Source organism: Alkalibacterium psychrotolerans (genome assembly GCF_054784355.1).
Genome location: NZ_BAAGPH010000023.1, coordinates 23,084 through 41,752, shown reverse-complemented (window position 1 = coordinate 41,752; position 18,669 = coordinate 23,084). Strand labels below are relative to the sequence as shown.

Genomic DNA, 18,669 nt, shown 5'->3' with positions numbered 1-18,669 from the left:
TCTTCGGTCATGACTAATCGTTGAGTAATTGCTCTAATGCTTCCTGCTCTGCTTCCCATTCTTCCAGCATCTCTTCCTGCCTGCTGAGCAGCTGGTCGTTTTCTTTGGATAAGCGCTCGATGGCGTTTGAATCAGTAAACAGTTCAGGCTTGCTTAACTGCGTCTGGACGGCATGGATGGCTTCTTCCACTTCCTCAAGTTTGGCTTCAAGGGCTTCAATGGATCGTGTCAGTTTTCGTTCTTCCTTCTGACGTTCTTTCCTTGCTTCAAAGGACAATTTAGTATCCGTTGCGTTAGTGGTAGTCTGTTCATCAGTTGAGTCAGTTGAACCGGCCTGTTCTTCAAGACTTTCAAGAGCCTCCAGCTCAGATTTTTTCTGAAGGTAGTAGTCATAATCACCTAAATAGAGAACCGCCCCCTCAGCGGATAGCTCAATGACTTTGGTTGCCAGTCGGTTGATAAAATAGCGGTCATGTGAGACGAAAAGCAGCGTGCCTTCATAATCAATCAGTGCATTTTCCAGAACTTCCTTGGAATCAATGTCCAGATGATTCGTAGGCTCGTCCAGAAGGAGGGTGTTGTTTTTCTCCAGAGCCAGCTTGGCCAGCGCGACACGTGCTTTTTCACCACCGCTTAATGAGCTGATGCGCTTATCTGTATCTTCGCCACTGAACAGAAAAGAACCAAGCAGAGTTCGGACTGCCTGCTCTGGAAGAAGGGGGTGGTCATCCCATACTTCATCAAGTACGGTCTTCTTTTCGTTTAATGTCTTCTGTTCCTGGTCGTAATACCCCAGGTCGACTTTTGTGCCTATTTTAATTTCACCACGTATTGGCGGCAATATATTCATGAATGTTTTGAGCAAGGTCGTTTTGCCGACGCCATTAGGCCCTACAATGGCAATGGAGTCTTCCTTGCGAATATCCAGGTCAATGCCCTCTGACACAGGGGCGTTCTCATATCCGATAGCCAAATTTTCTGTCTGAAGGACAACCTGTCCAGATGTTCGATTAGTACTGAACTGAAAGTGAGCACTTTTTTCCTCGTTTTGAGGTCTGTCCACCGTATCCATTTTTTCAAGTTGTTTTCGTCGGGCCTGGGCACGCTTAGTTGTAGATGCCCGGACAATATTCTTGTTGACGAAATCCTCCAGTTTTTCACGTTTCTTCTGCTGTTTTTCATAAACTTTCCATTCGCGTTTAATCTGTTCTGCTTTCTGCTTCAGATAGTTTGAATAGTTACCCGGGAAGTGACTGACGGACCCACGGCTGACTTCATAAATATCCTGTACCACTTTGTCCAGAAAGTAGCGGTCATGAGAGACAATCAGAAGCGCTTTTGGGTAGTTTTGAAGATAGTTCTCCAGCCAGGTTAATGTGTCAATATCCAAATGGTTAGTCGGTTCATCTAGAATAAGCAGATCTTTTTTCTCCAGAAGCAGTTTAGCCAGGGCTAGACGTGTCTTCTGTCCACCGGATAAATTGGCTATGGGTGTGTTATAGTCTTCTTCGTAAAAGCGAAAACCATGCAGGACGGAGCGCATTTCACTTTCAATGCCGTATCCATTCATTTCTCGGAATTGCTGCTGGAGAAGGTCATAGCGGTTAAGTATGTCTGCGTAGCTGCTTGACGACTTATCCAACTCACTGGAACTCAGCTGCTCTTCAATCTGATGCATGTCCTGTTCCAGTTTTTTTACAGGTTCAGCGAGCTTGACGATTTCTTCCCAAATAGTCAGGGAAGATTCCAGTCCCGTATGCTGATCCAAGTAGCCTATGGAACAGTCCTTTTTTTTGTGGATGGCACCCGCATCGGGTTCTTCACGTCCTGACAATATATTTAAGAGCGTTGTTTTTCCGGCACCATTTCTCCCGACCAGTCCGATGCGTGATTTGTTTTTAATTTCCACGCTCACATTGTCAAATAGCTTTTCAGCACCAAAGTAGCGTGCAATTTTTTGTGTTTGTAAAATTATCATAATTGTCCTCAATTTCTATACTGATATCAACCTTAACTTATAGTTTATCATACAGGAAAGTTAAGACAAGAAGAATAAATAGACTGATATTTGAGAATACTTTCAGAGAGAATGATAAAACTCTTCGTTATAAGAAAGTACATTGTTAGCAAACTTTGGCAGTTGTTTAAAATTAGAACGAATAAAATTTAAATATAAAGACGTTTTGCCTTTATTTTACAAGCTTTAGTGGTATAATATTATATGGTTAGTGAAAGATAGTTTGTGAATACACAAACCTGTAAGGCCGGAATTGATTAGAATGATTATAATTGAAAAGCGATTTGCCATTAAAATCATAGATAGATGAGGAGAATAAACATGGCTGAAAAGAAAATACCAAAAGCGACAGCACGAAGACTGCCGCTATACTACCGCTACTTGCGTTTTTTATACGAAGCTGGAAAAGAGAGAGTGTCGTCAGCGAAGTTAAGTGAAGCAGTTAAAGTGGACAGCGCCACTATCAGACGAGACTTTTCATACTTTGGTGCACTTGGTAAAAGAGGGTACGGTTATGATGTAGAAGCATTAATGAACTTTTTCAGTAAAACACTGAATCAGGATCGACTGACAAACGTTGCATTAATCGGAGTCGGTAACTTAGGTCAGGCATTACTGAACTATAATTTTAGACGGAACAATAACATCCGTATCAGTGCAGGTTTTGACGTTAAGGATGAACTAATTGATACCATTCATCAGGGTGTTCCGATTTATGCCATCGATGACATGGTCAACCAGCTGGATATTCAGCAAATTGATGTCGCTATTTTAACTGTTCCTTCCGAAATAGCACAGGAAATGGCTGATAAGTTAGTAGAGGGCGGAGTAAAGGGAATCATGAACTTTACCCCTATCCGAGTAACGGTTCCAGAACACATCAGAGTACACAACGTCGATTTGACGAATGAGCTGCAGACGTTAATTTACTTTATTAATTACTATCAGGATTTTGAAAACGGAGATAGTTCAGGTAAAGCGGATAATCCTTTAAACGACATGTTCTATAATGACTAAATAAAAAACACTTTCCTTTTTACTGGAAAGTGTTTTTTATATTATTCTTTGTTGTCTTTACTTTTTTTGATGCGATAAAATGCTTCAGCCATCCGTGTACCTTGGACAAAGTCCTTCGTTGCAAACAGGGCAAAGAGATAAGAGAAAAAGCCCCAGCCGTTCGATCCTACCGAATCAATTGTAAAGTAGAGAAATAAAAGAAAAAAGACATATTTAAAGCCTATTTGAAACAGTATCTGTTTTTCAGTCATAGTATTTCCTTTCTGTGTTCAAATCTATTTAAACGAGATAAAGGTTCGCCAGAACGGCCACAATATTCATCAGACAATGAGCGATAATCGGTGTCCAGATATTTTTAGTTTTAAAATAGAGCCATGCAAAAACCAGTCCCATTGAGGAGTAAACAAGCAGTAACCCATCAAAGTGAATGAAGGCGAACAGCAGTGAGCTGATGACAGCTGCCCCTATACCGCCAAGTTTTCCATACATTAAGCCAAACAGTGCTTTTCTAAATACAAATTCTTCCATTATAGGTCCTGCAATGCCAATGAGCAGAATAAACAGCGGGTAGCTCCGGACAACTTCTACAAGAAGACGTGTGTTTTCTGATTCCATAGGAGATCCTAGAAAATTCACCTCTATAATACTAGCAACACTCTGAACCAGTAAGGCTATAAAAACACCAGCAAGTCCCCAGATTAATATCGCTGATTTATTTGATTGAAAGGGCTGTTCAAACTCAAACTGCATGTTCCGCCGTCTTTCTATTATGAACATTCCGATAGCACCTAGTGAGAAGAGAACCATTGAGGGAATGAGAAAGGCAATCGCATCCAGTGTATCCGGTAGAAAGAGCGGAATAATACCAGATAACAGCTGAACGAGAAGAAATAATCCAATCATGTGTGTGGCGGCTTTTTTGTTGTTTTCAAGTGGAGACATTACGTTCATCCTTTGTGTTAAATTTACATAATACTAGTAATTTAACACAAAAATAAATCAGTTTCCACAAGAGAGTGAAATGAATAAAATTTTAAGATAGGGCTTGCAAGAATTGTGTGTTTTGAATATACTAAGTATTGGAGTTAGCACTCGAAGATAGAGAGTGCTAACTCACTTGACAGCCACTTAAAAAATGGCTCTAAATAAACTAAATTAAACTATATGGAGGGATTACACCATGTTAAAACCTTTAGGAAATCGAGTGCTTCTTGAAGTGAAGAAGCAGCAAGAAAAGACAGCGAGCGGACTGGTCTTGCCGGATTCTGCAAAAGAAAAGCCACAGACAGCTGTCGTTGTTGCAGTAGGCGAAGGCAAACTGATGGATAACGGTGGACGAGCGGCGATTTCAGTAGCAGTAGGAGACGAAGTGCTGTTCGAAAAATATGCCGGTTCTGAAGTGAAATACCAAGGAAAAGAATATTTGGTCGTTAAAGATACAGACCTTATCGCAATTGTAAATTAATTAAAATACTAACTTACATGAATTGAAGGAGAGGGAATACTTATGGCTAAAGATATTAAATTTTCAGAAGACGCACGTGCAGCAATGCTGCGTGGGGTAGATAAACTGGCTGACACAGTCAAGGTAACATTAGGTCCTAAAGGAAGAAATGTTATCCTCGACAAATCGTTTGGCGCACCTCAAATTACCAACGACGGTGTAACCATTGCTAAAGAAATCGAACTGGAAGACAAGTTCGAGAATATGGGCGCACAGTTAGTGGCGGAAGTTGCCAGCAAAACGAATGATATTGCCGGTGACGGAACCACCACTGCGACAGTTTTAGCGCAGGCAATCGTCAATGAAGGTATGAAAAACGTTACTGCAGGAGCAAATCCTGTCGGAATCCGTCGTGGAATTGAACTGGCTACAAAACAAGCGGTTGAGTCCTTGCGTGAAGCGTCTACTAAAGTGGAAGATAAAGAATCCATTGCTCAAATCGCAGCTATTTCATCTGGTGATGAAGAAATCGGACACCTGCTTGCAGACGCTATGGAGCGTGTTGGAAGTGATGGCGTTATTACTATCGAAGAATCCCAGGGGATCGAAACAGAATTGGATGTTGTTGAAGGGATGCAGTTTGACAGAGGTTATTTGTCACAGTACATGGTAACGGACAATGAAAAAATGGAAGCTAACCTGGACAATCCATATGTCTTAATCACTGACAAGAAAATCTCTTCTGTTCAGGAAATTCTGCCAGTACTTGAAAACATCATGCAGCAGAACAGACAGCTGTTGATTATTGCAGACGACATTGATGGCGAAGCACTTCCAACACTAGTCTTGAACAAAATCCGCGGAACACTGAACGTTGTTGCAGTTAAAGCACCAGGATTTGGTGACCGTCGAAAAGGCATGCTTGAAGACATTGCTATCTTGACAGACGGTACAGTTATCACAAGTGATCTAGGACTTGATTTGAAAGACGTAACCATTGACCAGCTGGGAACAGCCGGTAAAGTCGTGGTAACAAAAGACGACACGACTGTTGTAGAAGGTGCAGGAGAAAAAACGCATATCGAACAGCGTGTAGCAATGCTGCGTGCTCAGGCAGAAGAAACAACGTCTGAATTCGACCGTGAAAAACTTCAGGAGCGCATTGCGAAACTAGCAGGCGGTGTTGCTGTCATCAAAGTGGGAGCGGCTACTGAAACAGAAATCAAAGAGCGCAAGCTACGTATCGAAGATGCTTTGAATGCTGCACGTGCGGCAGTTGAAGAAGGTGTCATCGCTGGTGGTGGAACTGCGTATATCAATATTCTTGAAAAACTTGAAGGTATTGAAGCGGAAGGCGACGAAGAAACTGGAGTGAAAATTGTTCTCCGTGCTCTTGAAGAACCCGTACGCCAGATTGCCTCAAATGCCGGTCTTGATGGAAGCGTCATTGTTGAGCGATTGAAGCATGTTGAACCTGGTATTGGATTCAATGCAGCGACAGGTGAAATGGTCAACATGGTTCAAGCTGGAATCATTGACCCAACTAAGGTTACACGTTCAGCATTACAAAATGCGGCATCCGTTTCAGCACTGCTTCTAACAACCGAAGCAGCTGTTGCGGAAATTCCTGAAGAAAACGGCGGCCCTGCCGGAGGAATGGATCCAAGCGGAATGGGCGGCATGATGTAAGCTATTTAGCTAAAACTGAAATAAAATCATAGCACTCTGATTCATCAGTGGGGAAACCTTCCAACTGGCGAATCAGAGTGCTTTTTTATATGTTAAGTGGAACTCAAGGAATGTTTCCGACCTAGTTGGTGCTATTCTTAGAGATTTATGTAACTCGACGAATTGAGGTTGGCTGAGTTAATGGAAAACGGAGGGATTAAGGTAACTGGGGAGTTGGTGGTCAGATGAGTTAATGGAATAAAGAGGGATTAAGGTAACTGAGGAGTCGGCAGTCAGATGAGTTAATGGAAAACAGAGGGATTAAGGTAACTGGGGAGTTGGTGGTCAGATGAGTTAATGGAAAACGGAGAAATTAAGGTAACTGGGCAGTCGGCAGTCAGATGAGTTAATGGAAAAAGGAGAGATTAAGGTAACTGAGGAGTTGGCAGTCGACTGAGTTAATGGAAAAAGGAGAGATTAAGGTAACTGGGGAGTTGACAGCCGACTGAGTTGATGGAATACGGAGAAATTAAGGTAACTGGGGAGTCGGCAGTCAGATGAGTTGATGGAAAACGGAGAAATTAAGGCAACTGGGGAGTCGGCAGTCAGATGAGTTAATGGAAAACGGAGAGATTAGGGTAACTGGGAAGTTGACAGCCGACTGAGTTAATGGAAAACAGAGGGATTAAGGTAACTGAGGTGAGAGCAGTCGGCCGAGTTAATGGAATAAGGAGAGATAGGAATAACTCGGGAAATTTAGATCAAGTGAGTTAGAGTGAAAAACGAAAAGGCGGAAAGGCCGCTTGGGGCGGCCTGCATTTCAAAAGCAGATAATTATATGCTAAGTGGAATGGTTAACGTGGTAAAAGTAAAGATTCTCTGCTAGACTAGACTAAAATTAAGAAGTAAGGAGTGGCAGATATGAAAGTGAGCGGGATTCAACTGGCTGTTAAATACAATCAGCCGCAAGAAAATTTTGACATTGTTCACTCCAGTATCACTAAACTAATGGAGACAGAAAAGCCGGATGTTATCTTGCTACCTGAAATGTGGAATGTTTCTTTCTTCCCAGAGGAGCTCGAAGGTGTTGCAGATCATGAGGGGAAGGAGACACGCGCATTGCTGCACAGTTTATCAAAAAAACACGGCGTCAACATAGTTGGTGGCTCCGTTGCAACAGAGTACGACGAGGACTATTACAATACCAGCTACATTTATAATCGGGAAGGGCAACTGGTGCATACCTATCATAAAGTCCACTTGTTTTCTCCAGCGAACGAGCATGAAAAATTCAAGCGTGGCGATCATCTCGGCTTAGTGGAACTGGATGGCGTCAAAGTTGGCGTAGCAACCTGTTACGACCTGAGGTTTGTTGAATGGATTCGTCTTATGGCCCTGAAAGGAATGGAAGTTCTGTTCGTGCCGGCAGCCTGGCCGCATCCTCGACTGCATGTCTGGCAGACTTTACTGAGAGCACGAGCGATTGAGAATCAGGTTTATGTGGTTGGCGTAAATGAATGTGGAACAACGGATGACCTTAAGTTCTGTGGACACTCTGCTGTAATCAGTCCGTTAGGCAAAGTGATGATTGAATTAGATGAAGAGGAAGCGGCTTTTACTGAAAATCTGGATTTATCCAAACTCAAAGGAATTAGAAAAGATATCGGAGTTTTCAAAGACAGGAGACCGGAACTGTATCACTAAAAAAAAGCTTTTCACACGATGTCAATTGTGTGAAAAGCTTTCTAATTATCCTGTTGATTAGCGTTGAGTGCCGAATAACTGAGTAATATATAGGAACTCGTCATCGTAATGAACGCCTACACCAATTTCTTCAAAGTCAGGTTTAATCATGTTTTCGTAGTGACCCTGGCTCTCGACCCAGCCATTAAAAATCAGCTCAGCCATGTGTTCTTCCTGAAGGTGATAGGTGGCCATACCTAAATTTTCACCCGCTGTACGGTAAGGGTAGTGGATACCCTCTTCCTCGAATACGGTAAACGCATCCGTTCCATCCGGACGTGTATGCGAAAATTGTTCTTCCGTTTCAATTGCCCGAATAGTGGCCGCTGAACGGAGCATATCATTAGACGTTACAGCTTGCACATCCAGGTCTTCACGTAGTTCATTGACTAGGTTGATGACTGTTTCTTCTATTAAATGTATATCCAGTTTTTCTGCCTCTTCACTGGTTATCTCAGGAGCTTCAGCATTCTCTTGTGTTCCGGTTTCAGCCGGATCAAAGAAGGATTCACTGAAAAACGGCAGATCCTGTCCGGTCTGATTCAACTGATTGAAGTCAGTGGATGACGGAAAATAGCTGACAATCGTCTCCATCCAGTTACCGACAGTCGTCCCGTGTAAAATACCACTAGTGCCCAGCCAAAAGCCTATTAACAGGCTAAGAAGCAGGAAAAAAAGTTTTCGTAAATATCTCATGTTTGATTACCTCTCTTATCTAAAGGTATTGTATCAGAAAGGCTTCAAACTAAAAAGAAAAAGAATTATGAAATAATCGAAATGAAGATTCTTTACTTCATTTAATGAATTGGGTTCTGTATAATAGAGAAGTTAATTAGAATTCGAGATGAAATGGAAAGATTAAGAGGAGTAATAACTATGAAAAATATGAGCTCACAAGAACTGGGAAAAATGCCAATGAACAAATTGGTGCTGACACTGTCTGTACCAATGATGATATCCATGTTCATTCAGTCACTCTATAACGTTGTAGACAGTATGTTTGTTGCTCAAATCAGTGAAGAAGCGTTAGCCGCACTGTCCTTGGTCTTCCCGATTCAGATGCTGATGGTAGCCATTGGTATCGGAACTGGGGTAGGGATGAATGCAGAGCTGTCAAAGCGTTTAGGCGAAGGAAACCGAAAGTTGGCCAGTGCTGCTGCTAATAATGGTGTGTTTTTAACCCTGATGCACTACGGTCTGTTTCTGTTTTTCGGTATGTTTTTAGTTCGTCCTTTCTTTGAAATGCAGACAGACAATCCTGAGATTATCCGGTACGGAATAGAATACACTGTTCTGATTACCACTCTCTCTGTAGGGAAGCTGATGCAGTTTACGTACGAACGTATTCTCCAGTCTACCGGCCGTACATTTTATACGATGATTACACAGGGTACCGGGGCAATCTTAAACATTATTCTGGACCCGATCCTTATTTTCGGCTTGCTGGGCGCACCGGCACTAGGGGTAAGAGGAGCTGCGATTGCGACGATAATAGCGCAGAGTACCTCAGCTACCTTAGCCATTATCATAAATTCGCGAGTCAATCATGATATTGATATGCAGTACAGAGGTTTCCGACCTGACCTCGCTGTTATCAAACGGATTTATTCCGTAGGTGTCCCTTCTATGGTCATGACATCAATTACCTCTTTAGTTACCTTGTTGTTCAATAATATTCTGTTGCAGTTTACGTCCACAGCTATTGCCGTATATGGTGTCTACATTCGTCTTCAAGGTTTTATCTTTATGCCTGTGTTTGGGCTCAATAATGGTATGATTCCGATTGTGTCCTATAATCTGGGAGCTAAAAATAAAGAACGTATGATTTTGGCTATCAAAATCTGTCTGGCTTATGGAGTAGGTATTATGCTGACAGGAACAGTTCTCTTCCAGTTATTCCCGGAACAACTTCTGTATTTATTTAATGCATCAGATGAAATGATGAATCTTGGAGTAGCTGCTTTGCGTACGATTAGTTTAAGTTTTGCTTTTGCCGGCATCAGCATTATGCTGGGAACCGTCTTTCAGTCAGTCGGCAATCCAATGCTGGGCTTATGGGTACAAGTCATTCGCCAACTAGTGGTGCTTGTTCCAGCAGCCTATGCCCTGTCATTTACTGGCGACGTCAATATGGTCTGGTGGTCTAAGCTGATTTCTGAGACAGTTGCCGTTATCTTTGCACTCGTTGCTATGAAGTATGTCTACGCTAAGAAAATTCAGCCCTTGGCGGATGCCGAAACGGAACTCTCTTCGAGAAACATTGCTGAACAAGGCTTTGGTAAATAATTTTCATAAACAGCATACAGCTCATCCTTTACTAGAAGGTGAGTTGTTTTAATAAGCACTGTCATTTAAGGAATTTTCCTCCTTAAATGACAGTGCTTTTCTGTAGCTGATACAGATTATGGTTTTTCGACAAAGTCGCCATTATTTCTTTGATGAATAGAGACCAGTTGGTGACGCATTTAACCTTGAACTAGTCTCAATAAAGCCTTTAGAGACTAGTTCTTCGATTTGTATGAGTTAAAGTAGTCACAAAATGCATTTTGTGACTACTTTAATTGAAATGCGGAAAAGAACAGGTCTCAAAGAGTCTTTTGGCACCACTTCTGATAAAAAAGCAATTTGAACTGGGCACTAAATACGAATGAGTTTTTTGTATGAAAGGTAACCAATACCTTTCATACTAAGGAGGACCTATAATCGCTCTCTAATTGGCCCATAGCCGTCTTTGATATTAATGACATGCTTGAATCCTCTTTTTTCAAGTGCGCCTAAAGCAATACCTGATCGTACGCCTGTTTCACAATGAACGAAGACCGGCTCGTCCGTTTCAAAAGGAATATCTTCTTCCAGAAGATTTCCAAAGAGGACGCGTTTAGCGTTGTCGAGATGAGCTTCTTCCCATTCAGACTTGTTTCGGACATCAAGAATGTTTAATGGTTCTTTCTGGTATAATTTGATGAATTCATCCGTTTCAATAGTCAGCGAAGTAACAGTGTTTTTTAATTCCTCAACTGGGAGGTAGCCTTTCACACGGTCGTAGCCAATTTGCTGCAGCTGTTTAGCCGCTTCGTCGGCATCCTCTTTTGAACCTATAAAGGTGAGGTCGTTATCATAGTTGACAAACCAGCCAATGTAACTTGAAAAATTACTGTTCATAGGAATGTTCAAGGTGCCAGTTATATGACTGGACTGGAATACTTCTTTTGGTCTCAAGTCGACCACCAGATCCGTAAGCTCCTCTGAAGGTAGTGGGTAAACGCGGGTATCTTTAGCCAGTGGAATATTTTCCTTATTGATTTTTTTCATATGAGAAAAGTAAGTTGGCGGTTCCGGCTGATCAGTTGTCAGTTCTTTTTTAAATGCATCTTCATCTTCTATCTGATAGGCCCAGTTGTATTCTTTTTCGTAACCCAAGGTAGTCATGGTAACGGAACCGAGAGATTTTCCGCAGGCACTACCGGCACCGTGTCCTGGCCATATCTGCAAATAATCCGGGAGCTCTTTTGATTTCTGGACAGAGGTGAACATATCTTTTGCACCGGAATCCGTTGTTCCTTCCATTTCAGCGGCTTCTTCAAGAAGATCCGGCCGACCGACATCACCGACAAATAGGAAATCACCGGTGAACAATCCCATAGGAACACTGGAGCCGCCACCTTTATCTGTCAGCATGAAAGAGAGACTTTCCGGCGTGTGCCCGGGTGTAAAGAGAACCTCAAGCATGACTTTACCGACTTCAATGGTGTCGCCTTCCTTCAGATAAACCGTGTCATCAGGCATGTTTTCATACTTCCAGTCGTCCCCTCCCATATCAGAAACGTATAGTTTGGCGCCTAGCTTACGGTGGACATCTCTTAAACCTGATGCAAAGTCGGCATGAATATGAGTTTCAGCCGCGTGAGTAATTTTCAGGCCTTCATCTTCTGCAGCCTTGACGTGTTCATCCAGCTCTCTCAGAGGATCTATGATTATGGCCTCACCGGTTTGCTGACACCCTACGAGATAGGCCATCTGAGCTAAAGGTTTATCAAAAAATGATTTGAAATACATGTACAGTTCAACTCCTTATAAGTATGAGCGATGATTATGTGTAAAGTGTAGCATCTTCATATGCAAAGAGTAATTGTTATGCTTACAATGTGCTCGATAATAGCTAATCAATGCTTTTAATCTGATAAGTTGTTAAACTAGAGATATAGTCTCATCATTTTTTCATTTTATTTAAAAGGGGAGAGTTTTATGATACCGAAAATTATTCACTATGCCTGGTTTGGAGGCAATGAGCTGGGGCCGCTCGAGAAAAAGTGCCTGGAAAGCTGGAAACGCTACTGCCCGGACTGGGAAATTAAGCGCTGGGATGAATCAAATTTTGATCCGAAAGATCACGGCATTTATGCAGAACAGGCTTACGAAAGAGAAGAATGGGCCTTTGTCTCCGATGTCGCCAGACTGCATGCACTGAAAGAATACGGGGGAGTGTACTGTGATACGGATATGGAACTGATTAAACCAATTGACAAGTTCAGAAAATTTCCGGCCTTTTTCAGCTTTGAAATAGAAACAGAAATTTCAACGGGAATTATTGGCGCACAGCCGCATCATCCTTTCATCGAAGAACTGTACAATGATTATGATGGGAGAGAATTCATTCTTCCGGATGGTTCCAGAGACGAAAAGACGAACGTTATACGCATAACTGAAATTATGATCGAGCGCGGGTTGAAACCGAACAATACCCATCAGGAAGTTGAAGACTGCACCATTTTTCCTAGAGAGTATTTTTCACCCAAAGATTACTGGACAAGAGAAGTCGATGCGACAGATAACACTCATGGCATCCATCAATTCACGGGCAGCTGGTTGTAAGCGACCCGTATGACACACAGCCGGGACACACAGTTTATCTGTTGTCCTGGATTTTTTTATGCGAAAGGAATTAAAGCCCTCAAAAGGTATAAAGTGCGCAGAGGTTAGAGTATAATGAGAAAGGACTATTCAGTAGTCAGAACAACTGTTAAAAAGGTGGGTATATAATGAAGTGGTTTAAAAACGGTAAGATTTATAGTGAAAAAAATGAGTATTACGAGAGTATGCTTGTAGAAAATAACCGGATAGTTAAAGTGGGCAGTTCAGAAGACTGTCAAAAGGTGTTTACCGGTGAAGAGACTGTTGATTTGCAGGGAAAAACAGTGATTCCTGGATTTATTGATTCCCACCTGCATTTTCTGATGACTGCAGAATATCTGTCTATGCTTCCGATTACAGATGTGACTTCAATGCAGGAACTGATTTCAAGGTGTGCAGACTACATAGAAAAGAAGCAGCTGTCTGAAGGAGATGTCTTATATTCTGAAGGGTGGAATCATACCTCATTTACGGACGAAAAAAGAATACCTAACAGATATGACCTGGATAAAGCTTCCTCAACCGTTCCTATTGTCCTGGTTCGAGTTGACCGTCATGTCATGAGCCTGAATACAGCGGCCTTGGCTTACTTTGGACTGACCAGTCAGACTGAGGCTGGCAGTGGTGGCGAACTGGAAATAGATGAACAGGGCAATTTGACAGGCGTGCTTAAAGAAACGGCTCTTGATTTAGTGAAAGCCAAGCTTCCTGTGAAAAGCAGAGAAGAGAAGAAACGACTGCTGTCGGAGACAATGGCTTTGGCCAATAGCTACGGTATAACCTCTATGCATACCAATGACGCCAAAGATGACCAGATTGATGACACCTTGAGTTTTTACGAAGAAATGGACAAGAATAAGCAGTTAAGTGTTCGTTTTTACCATCAGATTTGGTTCAATGACGGTCAGTATCTTCCAGCCTTTTTATCTGGACCACATGACTTTCATAAAGGAACTGAGTGGAACAGAATAGGACCAATAAAGTATTTTATAGATGGTACGCTGGGATCGCGCACGGCAGCGTTGACGGAGCCCTACTCCGATGATGAAGGAACAATAGGGATTCATACGAAATCACAGGAGACATTAAACAGCGAAGTGAAAATGGCAGTGGATAATGGGTTTCAGGTCATCACGCATGGGATTGGCGATCGAGGAATAGAAATGATTCTTGATGCCTATGATTACGCCCTGGGCGAGAAAGAAAATAAGCTGCGTCTGGGCATCAACCATATGCAGATAACGAATCAAGCACTTATTGAGCGAGTAGCTGAAAAAGACTATCTGACTTATGTTCAGCCGCTGTTTCTTGAAGACGATCTGCCTATACTATATGAACGCGTAGGCAAAGAGCGGGCAGAGACCTCTTATTTATTTAATACGATGAAAAAGAAAGGCATACATCAGTCATTCAGCAGTGATGCACCAATTGTATCATTTAATCCATTTGACACCATTCAATGTGCTGTCACACGCAATAGATTGACAGATCCACTGCCCGACGCTTTCTTGCCGGATGAGGCTATGACTGTTGAAGAGGCGATAGATGCCTATACACTTGAAGGAGCTTACGCAAGTTTTGAAGAAAATAAAAAAGGCCGCTTAAAAGAAGGGTACTTAGCTGATTTTGTCATTTTGAATGAGGATATCTTCACGATTGAAAAAAGTGCTATCAGAAAGGTAACTGTTTCGGCCACTTATGTAAATGGAGAAGTCGTTTATACAGGGGAGGGCCAAGTTCATTGAAATCACTAATACCTAAAAACCGTTTTAAAAATCTGCTTCTGATTGTTGTCGGAGCGGTACTGTATTCTGTCAGTGTGAATGTCTTTACTGTCCCTAACGGCTTGTCTGAAGGCGGACTGACTGGTTTTTCTCTTATATTATTTTACCTGACGGATATTCCACCATCGTATACTATTTTTATTATCAATATTCTGATTTTAGCGATTGGTTATAAATTTTTGGATAAGAAGACCCTGCACTATACACTCATAGCAAACGGGATTATTTCAGTGATGCTGTTGCTGGTGACCCGCTATCAGTTTATTCCTGAAACAACGCTGCTTGCTCCCATCGGTTCCGGTATTTTCATGGGCGCAGGTATAGGCCTCATCATGCTGGGACATGGGACGACAGCCGGCAGTGATATTATCGCCAAGCTCCTGGAAAAATACTTAGGCATTAATGTGCCGACGGGTTTGCTGCTAATTGATGTCTTCATTGTTGTTCCCTCTGTCTTTATCATTGGACCGGAAAATGTGTTCTTGACCCTGATCAATTTATTCATTCAAAGTAAGGTGATAGACTTTATGCTGGAAGGTCTGAACCCGAGAAAATCCTTTTTCATCATTTCAGACAAGTACACGGAAATTGCTGATGCGATTGAAAATCAGCTGGGACGGGGCATTACCATATTGGATGGGCGAGGGTATTACACTAGAGAAAAGAAAAACATTCTCTACATTATCATCAGCAGGCGAGAAGTGCTTCTCATTAAACGAATTGTTTCGGCTATTGATCCTAATGCTTTTATGACCATTTCTCATGTTCAGGAAGTAGCAGGGGAAGGCTTTACCTATCTGTCACCTGAAGAACAGGCGGAACGGATTACCGAAGCAGAAGAAGAATGGGTAAAAGAGCAAAACAGTTGAGGAGTACCCGAATTTACTTTATAATAATTATAAAATGATAATCAGAATAAACAAGGAGCGCAACTATGAGCAGACCACAACTAACTGTTTCAAATATTGTATTTAAACCAGAAAGTCAGACTATATTAAAAGGTGTAACGTTCTCAGTTAACAAAGGAGAGCGTGTCATTATTACGGGGCCTTCAGGTGGTGGAAAGAGCACCTTGCTAAAGATTATCGCGAGCTTGATTAATCCAACTGAGGGAACCGTTGAATTTAATGGAGAAAATATTTTAGACGGAGATATTCTTGCTTACAGACAGAAAGTCAGTTATTTTTTCCAGAATGCTACACTGTTTGATCAGACGGTGCGGGATAACGTTGCTTTTCCTTACGAAATAAGAGATGAAGAGTTTGATGAAAATCAATGTGTGAAATTGCTTGAGCGCGTCAAGCTGGATAAAAGCTATCTGGATAAACCAATCAAGGAGTTGTCCGGTGGGGAAAAACAGCGAATAGCACTAGTAAGAAATTTGCTTTATCGACCTGAAGTCCTGCTGCTCGATGAAGTGACCAGTTCACTTGATGCAGAAAACAAAGAAATCATCTATACAATACTGGATGAACTAAACACTGAAAATGAGATTACTATTCTGTCAGTGACACATGATGAAAGAGAAATCGAAAAGGCTGATAGAGTACTGACCATTGTCAACGGAGAATTGGAGGATTCACAATGACAGGGAATTTAGAAATAAGCAATTTTTCACTTATATTGTCAACAGGACTGCTGCTGATAGCCATTTTTGTCGATTACAAAGAAAGACTGAATCTTGGAAATGATATCTTCATTGCAGGCCTTCGGTCAGTCATCCAATTGTTTCTAATAGGGTATGTCTTAAGCTATGTTATACAGCTTGACAGTATGATTGTAACTTTTGCAATGGTTTTATTTATAGTGTTTAACGCCGGCTATAATGCGCACCAGCGCAGTGAAGGCATTCCTAAATCGCTTTTCATTTCACTTTCTGCAATAGGAATAGGTACAGCTGTAACATTAAGTCTGCTAGTATTTACGGGGGCTATTGACTGGGTCCCATCTCAAATCGTCCCCATTACGGGAATGATAGCAAGTAACGCTATGGTCGCTTTAGGATTGACTTTCCAGACGCTTAATTCAAAATTTACAGATCAGAGACAGCAGGTGCTGGAAAAGCTGACGCTTGGAGCTACAGAAAAACAAGCCTCCATGAGTGTCATCCGAGATAGTGTCAAAACCGGTATGAGTCCTTCTATTGACCGTACCAAGACAGTTGGGCTAGTCAGCCTGCCTGGAATGATGTCAGGACTTATTTTTGCAGGAGTCGATCCGACTGAAGCGATACGGTATCAAATCGTAGTGATGTTTATGCTGATTGGCGTTACCAGTATAGCCAGTTTTATCGCCAGTTACTTGGCTTACCGAGAATTTTATAATAGCAATAAACAACTGATGATATAGACAGATTGACTTATTTGTCACATCAACAATATATGAGATAGGAATGAAATAGTCTCGTAAGATTATGAAGCTAACAATACAGGCTTACTAAAAACAAGTAACAGATGGTCTTAACCCCTTTTCTTTTAGCTCGTGGGTGGTATGATACGTACAGTTATCCGGGCAATGCCTAGGATAAGTAGTAGAAAAACCATACTAAGTAAAGAGCGAATTTACGAAAAGGGGTATTTTAATTGTTAATTCAAAAAAACAGATTAGTTAAAGCCGGAGTAACGTTATCGGCAGCCGCATTATTCCTACTGGCGAATGATTCAGAAGCTAGCGCTAGTCAATTTACAAGTGCTAACTGGGAGCCACGAACAGTTTCGGAAATCGAAAACGAAATTTCCGCACAGAACAATGAAAAAGGAGTCGCCAAGTATACTTTCCAATGGGGAGACACACTATGGGGGATTTCACAGGCAACAGATATTTCAGTAGATAAACTCGTACAGGTGAATGATATTGATAACCGTAGCCTGATACACGTAGGGTCTACTATCTTCTTGAGTAAAGATGCTTCTGTCATTTCTGTACAGAATGGCGAAGAGGAAGTAGTCAGCTACGATGTATCAACTGACGAAGTAACTGAAACTGAAACACCTGAAGAAGTTGAAGAATCTGCAAACGAAGAAGCAGAAGTAGAGGCTTCTCAACCAGTTGAAGAAACAGTTGTAGAAGAGCAGCCTGTAGAAGAACCGGTTGAAGAAGTTGTAGAGGAAGAGCCAGCTGAAGAAGCTGAAACAGTAGTAGAAGAACAACCAGCAGAAGCAGCATCTGAGCCAGTTGAAGAAACGCAAGCTACAGAAGCAACTCAGGCATCAGAAAGCAGATCAGGACGCTGGATGACAGTTGAAGCAACTGCTTATTCTCGTAACCAGGAAGTTTTAAGTAACTTTACCTTCACTGGGATTGACTTAAGAGAGAATTCTAGAGTCATTGCCGTGGATCCAGATGTTATTCCATTAGGTTCAACCGTTTATGTACCAGGATATGGCGAATATGTAGCTGGTGACACTGGCGGAGCGATTATTGGTAATCGAGTTGACTTGCATATGGAAAGCGTAGCGGATGCTTTTGAATTTGGCAGACGCACACTTGATATTCAAATCGTCGAATAACAGAATAATATGAAACAGGAGAGATTATCTCTCCTGTTTTTTTATGCATGAAGAAAGTATAAATAATACACTTTAATCAAAGTGTTATAAATGTAAATGAGTGAGAAGAAATTGTAAAAGCCTTTTCTTTGGAACTGATGCAATTTCGTGGTAGGCTATGATTTATAAATAAACTCTATCATTTTAACGGGCACTAAAACCCAGTTGTTTCTTTTTTCATATTCTTAGAAGTAGAATGAGAGTTCTCTAATTTTAAACGGCCCCAAGGCTTATTACTTTTAAATGAAATTGAAATTTGGTAATGTTTCGTTAGATAGAGAAAAAACTGTATAAAAGGAGAGAGTCTATGAACAAACTAGCGAAGTTCACTGCATTATCACTGACAGCGGGAGTGCTGCTGACAGCTTGTGGCGACGGGGAAGATATGGATGAAGAGTTTCCTGGCGTGGAAGATCCGGCAACGGAAGACGAGCTGGAAGATGATGGAATGGACGACGGTCTAGAAGATGATGGACTGGAAGATGACACTGACGAATAATGTTATCTAGATTTTCGTAAAATACAAATTTAAAGGGA

Annotated in this window: 17 protein-coding genes; 12 read left to right on the top strand and 5 right to left on the bottom strand. The window is 41.7% G+C overall.

Annotated features, from left to right (window positions below):
• Positions 1-13: 13 nt before the first annotated feature.
• A complete protein-coding gene (locus ACYVLS_RS03520; RefSeq protein ID WP_460321300.1) occupies positions 14-1,978 on the bottom strand; it encodes an ABC-F family ATP-binding cassette domain-containing protein in 1,965 nt (654 codons plus the stop codon).
• Positions 1,979-2,338: 360 nt separating this feature from the next.
• On the opposite strand from ACYVLS_RS03520, the gene ACYVLS_RS03515 reads away from it, so the two are divergent.
• Positions 2,339-3,034, top strand: a complete 696-nt coding sequence (locus tag ACYVLS_RS03515) for a redox-sensing transcriptional repressor Rex (RefSeq protein ID WP_460321298.1) — start codon at positions 2,339-2,341, stop codon at positions 3,032-3,034.
• A gap of 41 nt (positions 3,035-3,075) precedes the next feature.
• On the opposite strand, the gene ACYVLS_RS03510 is transcribed toward ACYVLS_RS03515, so the two are convergent.
• On the bottom strand, positions 3,076-3,285 hold the full coding sequence (locus ACYVLS_RS03510; protein WP_460321295.1) for a YdiK family protein: 210 nt from the start codon (positions 3,283-3,285) through the stop codon (positions 3,076-3,078).
• A 28-nt stretch (positions 3,286-3,313) separates the two neighbouring features.
• A complete protein-coding gene (locus tag ACYVLS_RS03505; RefSeq protein WP_460321293.1) occupies positions 3,314-3,976 on the bottom strand; it encodes a lysostaphin resistance A-like protein in 663 nt (220 codons plus the stop codon).
• 238 nt (positions 3,977-4,214) lie between these two features.
• On the opposite strand from ACYVLS_RS03505, the gene groES reads away from it, so the two are divergent.
• From groES to ACYVLS_RS03490, 3 genes are all read left to right on the top strand, one after another.
• Complete coding sequence (groES, locus tag ACYVLS_RS03500) at positions 4,215-4,499, top strand: co-chaperone GroES (RefSeq protein ID WP_460321290.1); 285 nt, start codon at positions 4,215-4,217, stop codon at positions 4,497-4,499.
• A 42-nt stretch (positions 4,500-4,541) separates the two neighbouring features.
• Positions 4,542-6,167, top strand: coding sequence for a chaperonin GroEL (groL, locus tag ACYVLS_RS03495; RefSeq protein WP_460321289.1), 1,626 nt, complete (start codon positions 4,542-4,544; stop codon positions 6,165-6,167).
• A 900-nt stretch (positions 6,168-7,067) separates the two neighbouring features.
• Complete coding sequence (locus ACYVLS_RS03490) at positions 7,068-7,850, top strand: carbon-nitrogen family hydrolase (RefSeq protein ID WP_460321286.1); 783 nt, start codon at positions 7,068-7,070, stop codon at positions 7,848-7,850.
• A gap of 57 nt (positions 7,851-7,907) precedes the next feature.
• Here ACYVLS_RS03490 and ACYVLS_RS03485 read toward each other — a convergent pair whose 3' ends face one another.
• A complete protein-coding gene (locus ACYVLS_RS03485) occupies positions 7,908-8,585 on the bottom strand; it encodes a CAP domain-containing protein (RefSeq protein ID WP_460321284.1) in 678 nt (225 codons plus the stop codon).
• Positions 8,586-8,765: 180 nt separating this feature from the next.
• On the opposite strand from ACYVLS_RS03485, the gene ACYVLS_RS03480 reads away from it, so the two are divergent.
• Positions 8,766-10,175, top strand: a complete 1,410-nt coding sequence (locus ACYVLS_RS03480) for an MATE family efflux transporter (protein WP_460321281.1) — start codon at positions 8,766-8,768, stop codon at positions 10,173-10,175.
• A gap of 411 nt (positions 10,176-10,586) precedes the next feature.
• On the opposite strand, the gene ACYVLS_RS03475 is transcribed toward ACYVLS_RS03480, so the two are convergent.
• Positions 10,587-11,945, bottom strand: a complete 1,359-nt coding sequence (locus ACYVLS_RS03475) for an MBL fold metallo-hydrolase (RefSeq protein ID WP_460321279.1) — start codon at positions 11,943-11,945, stop codon at positions 10,587-10,589.
• A 153-nt stretch (positions 11,946-12,098) separates the two neighbouring features.
• Here ACYVLS_RS03475 and ACYVLS_RS03470 point away from each other — a divergent pair, with 153 nt between their 5' ends.
• The 7 genes from ACYVLS_RS03470 (at position 12,099) to ACYVLS_RS03440 (ending at position 18,631) form a co-directional block, all read left to right on the top strand.
• On the top strand, positions 12,099-12,761 hold the full coding sequence (locus tag ACYVLS_RS03470; protein WP_460321361.1) for a glycosyltransferase family 32 protein: 663 nt from the start codon (positions 12,099-12,101) through the stop codon (positions 12,759-12,761).
• Between the two features lie 167 nt (positions 12,762-12,928).
• Positions 12,929-14,545 (top strand): amidohydrolase, encoded by a 1,617-nt coding sequence (locus ACYVLS_RS03465; RefSeq protein WP_460321276.1) that lies wholly within the window; start codon positions 12,929-12,931, stop codon positions 14,543-14,545.
• Positions 14,542-15,453: a YitT family protein gene (locus tag ACYVLS_RS03460; protein WP_460321274.1), complete on the top strand. Its 912-nt coding sequence runs from the start codon at positions 14,542-14,544 to the stop codon at positions 15,451-15,453. Before ACYVLS_RS03465 ends, ACYVLS_RS03460 begins: the two co-directional genes overlap by 4 nt.
• A 65-nt stretch (positions 15,454-15,518) precedes the next feature.
• The gene (locus tag ACYVLS_RS03455; protein WP_460321271.1) at positions 15,519-16,172 is read left to right on the top strand and encodes an ABC transporter ATP-binding protein; all 654 of its coding nucleotides are present in this window, start codon (positions 15,519-15,521) and stop codon (positions 16,170-16,172) included.
• Positions 16,169-16,933 carry an ABC transporter permease gene (locus tag ACYVLS_RS03450; protein WP_460321268.1) on the top strand — a complete coding sequence of 255 codons (765 nt, stop codon included), beginning with the start codon at positions 16,169-16,171 and terminating at the stop codon, positions 16,931-16,933. The genes ACYVLS_RS03455 and ACYVLS_RS03450 overlap by 4 nt, the downstream gene beginning before the upstream one ends.
• Before the next feature lie 233 nt (positions 16,934-17,166).
• Positions 17,167-18,093 (top strand): 3D domain-containing protein, encoded by a 927-nt coding sequence (locus ACYVLS_RS03445; RefSeq protein ID WP_460321265.1) that lies wholly within the window; start codon positions 17,167-17,169, stop codon positions 18,091-18,093.
• 346 nt (positions 18,094-18,439) lie between these two features.
• Positions 18,440-18,631: a hypothetical protein gene (locus tag ACYVLS_RS03440; protein WP_460321263.1), complete on the top strand. Its 192-nt coding sequence runs from the start codon at positions 18,440-18,442 to the stop codon at positions 18,629-18,631.
• Positions 18,632-18,669 lie beyond the last annotated feature (38 nt).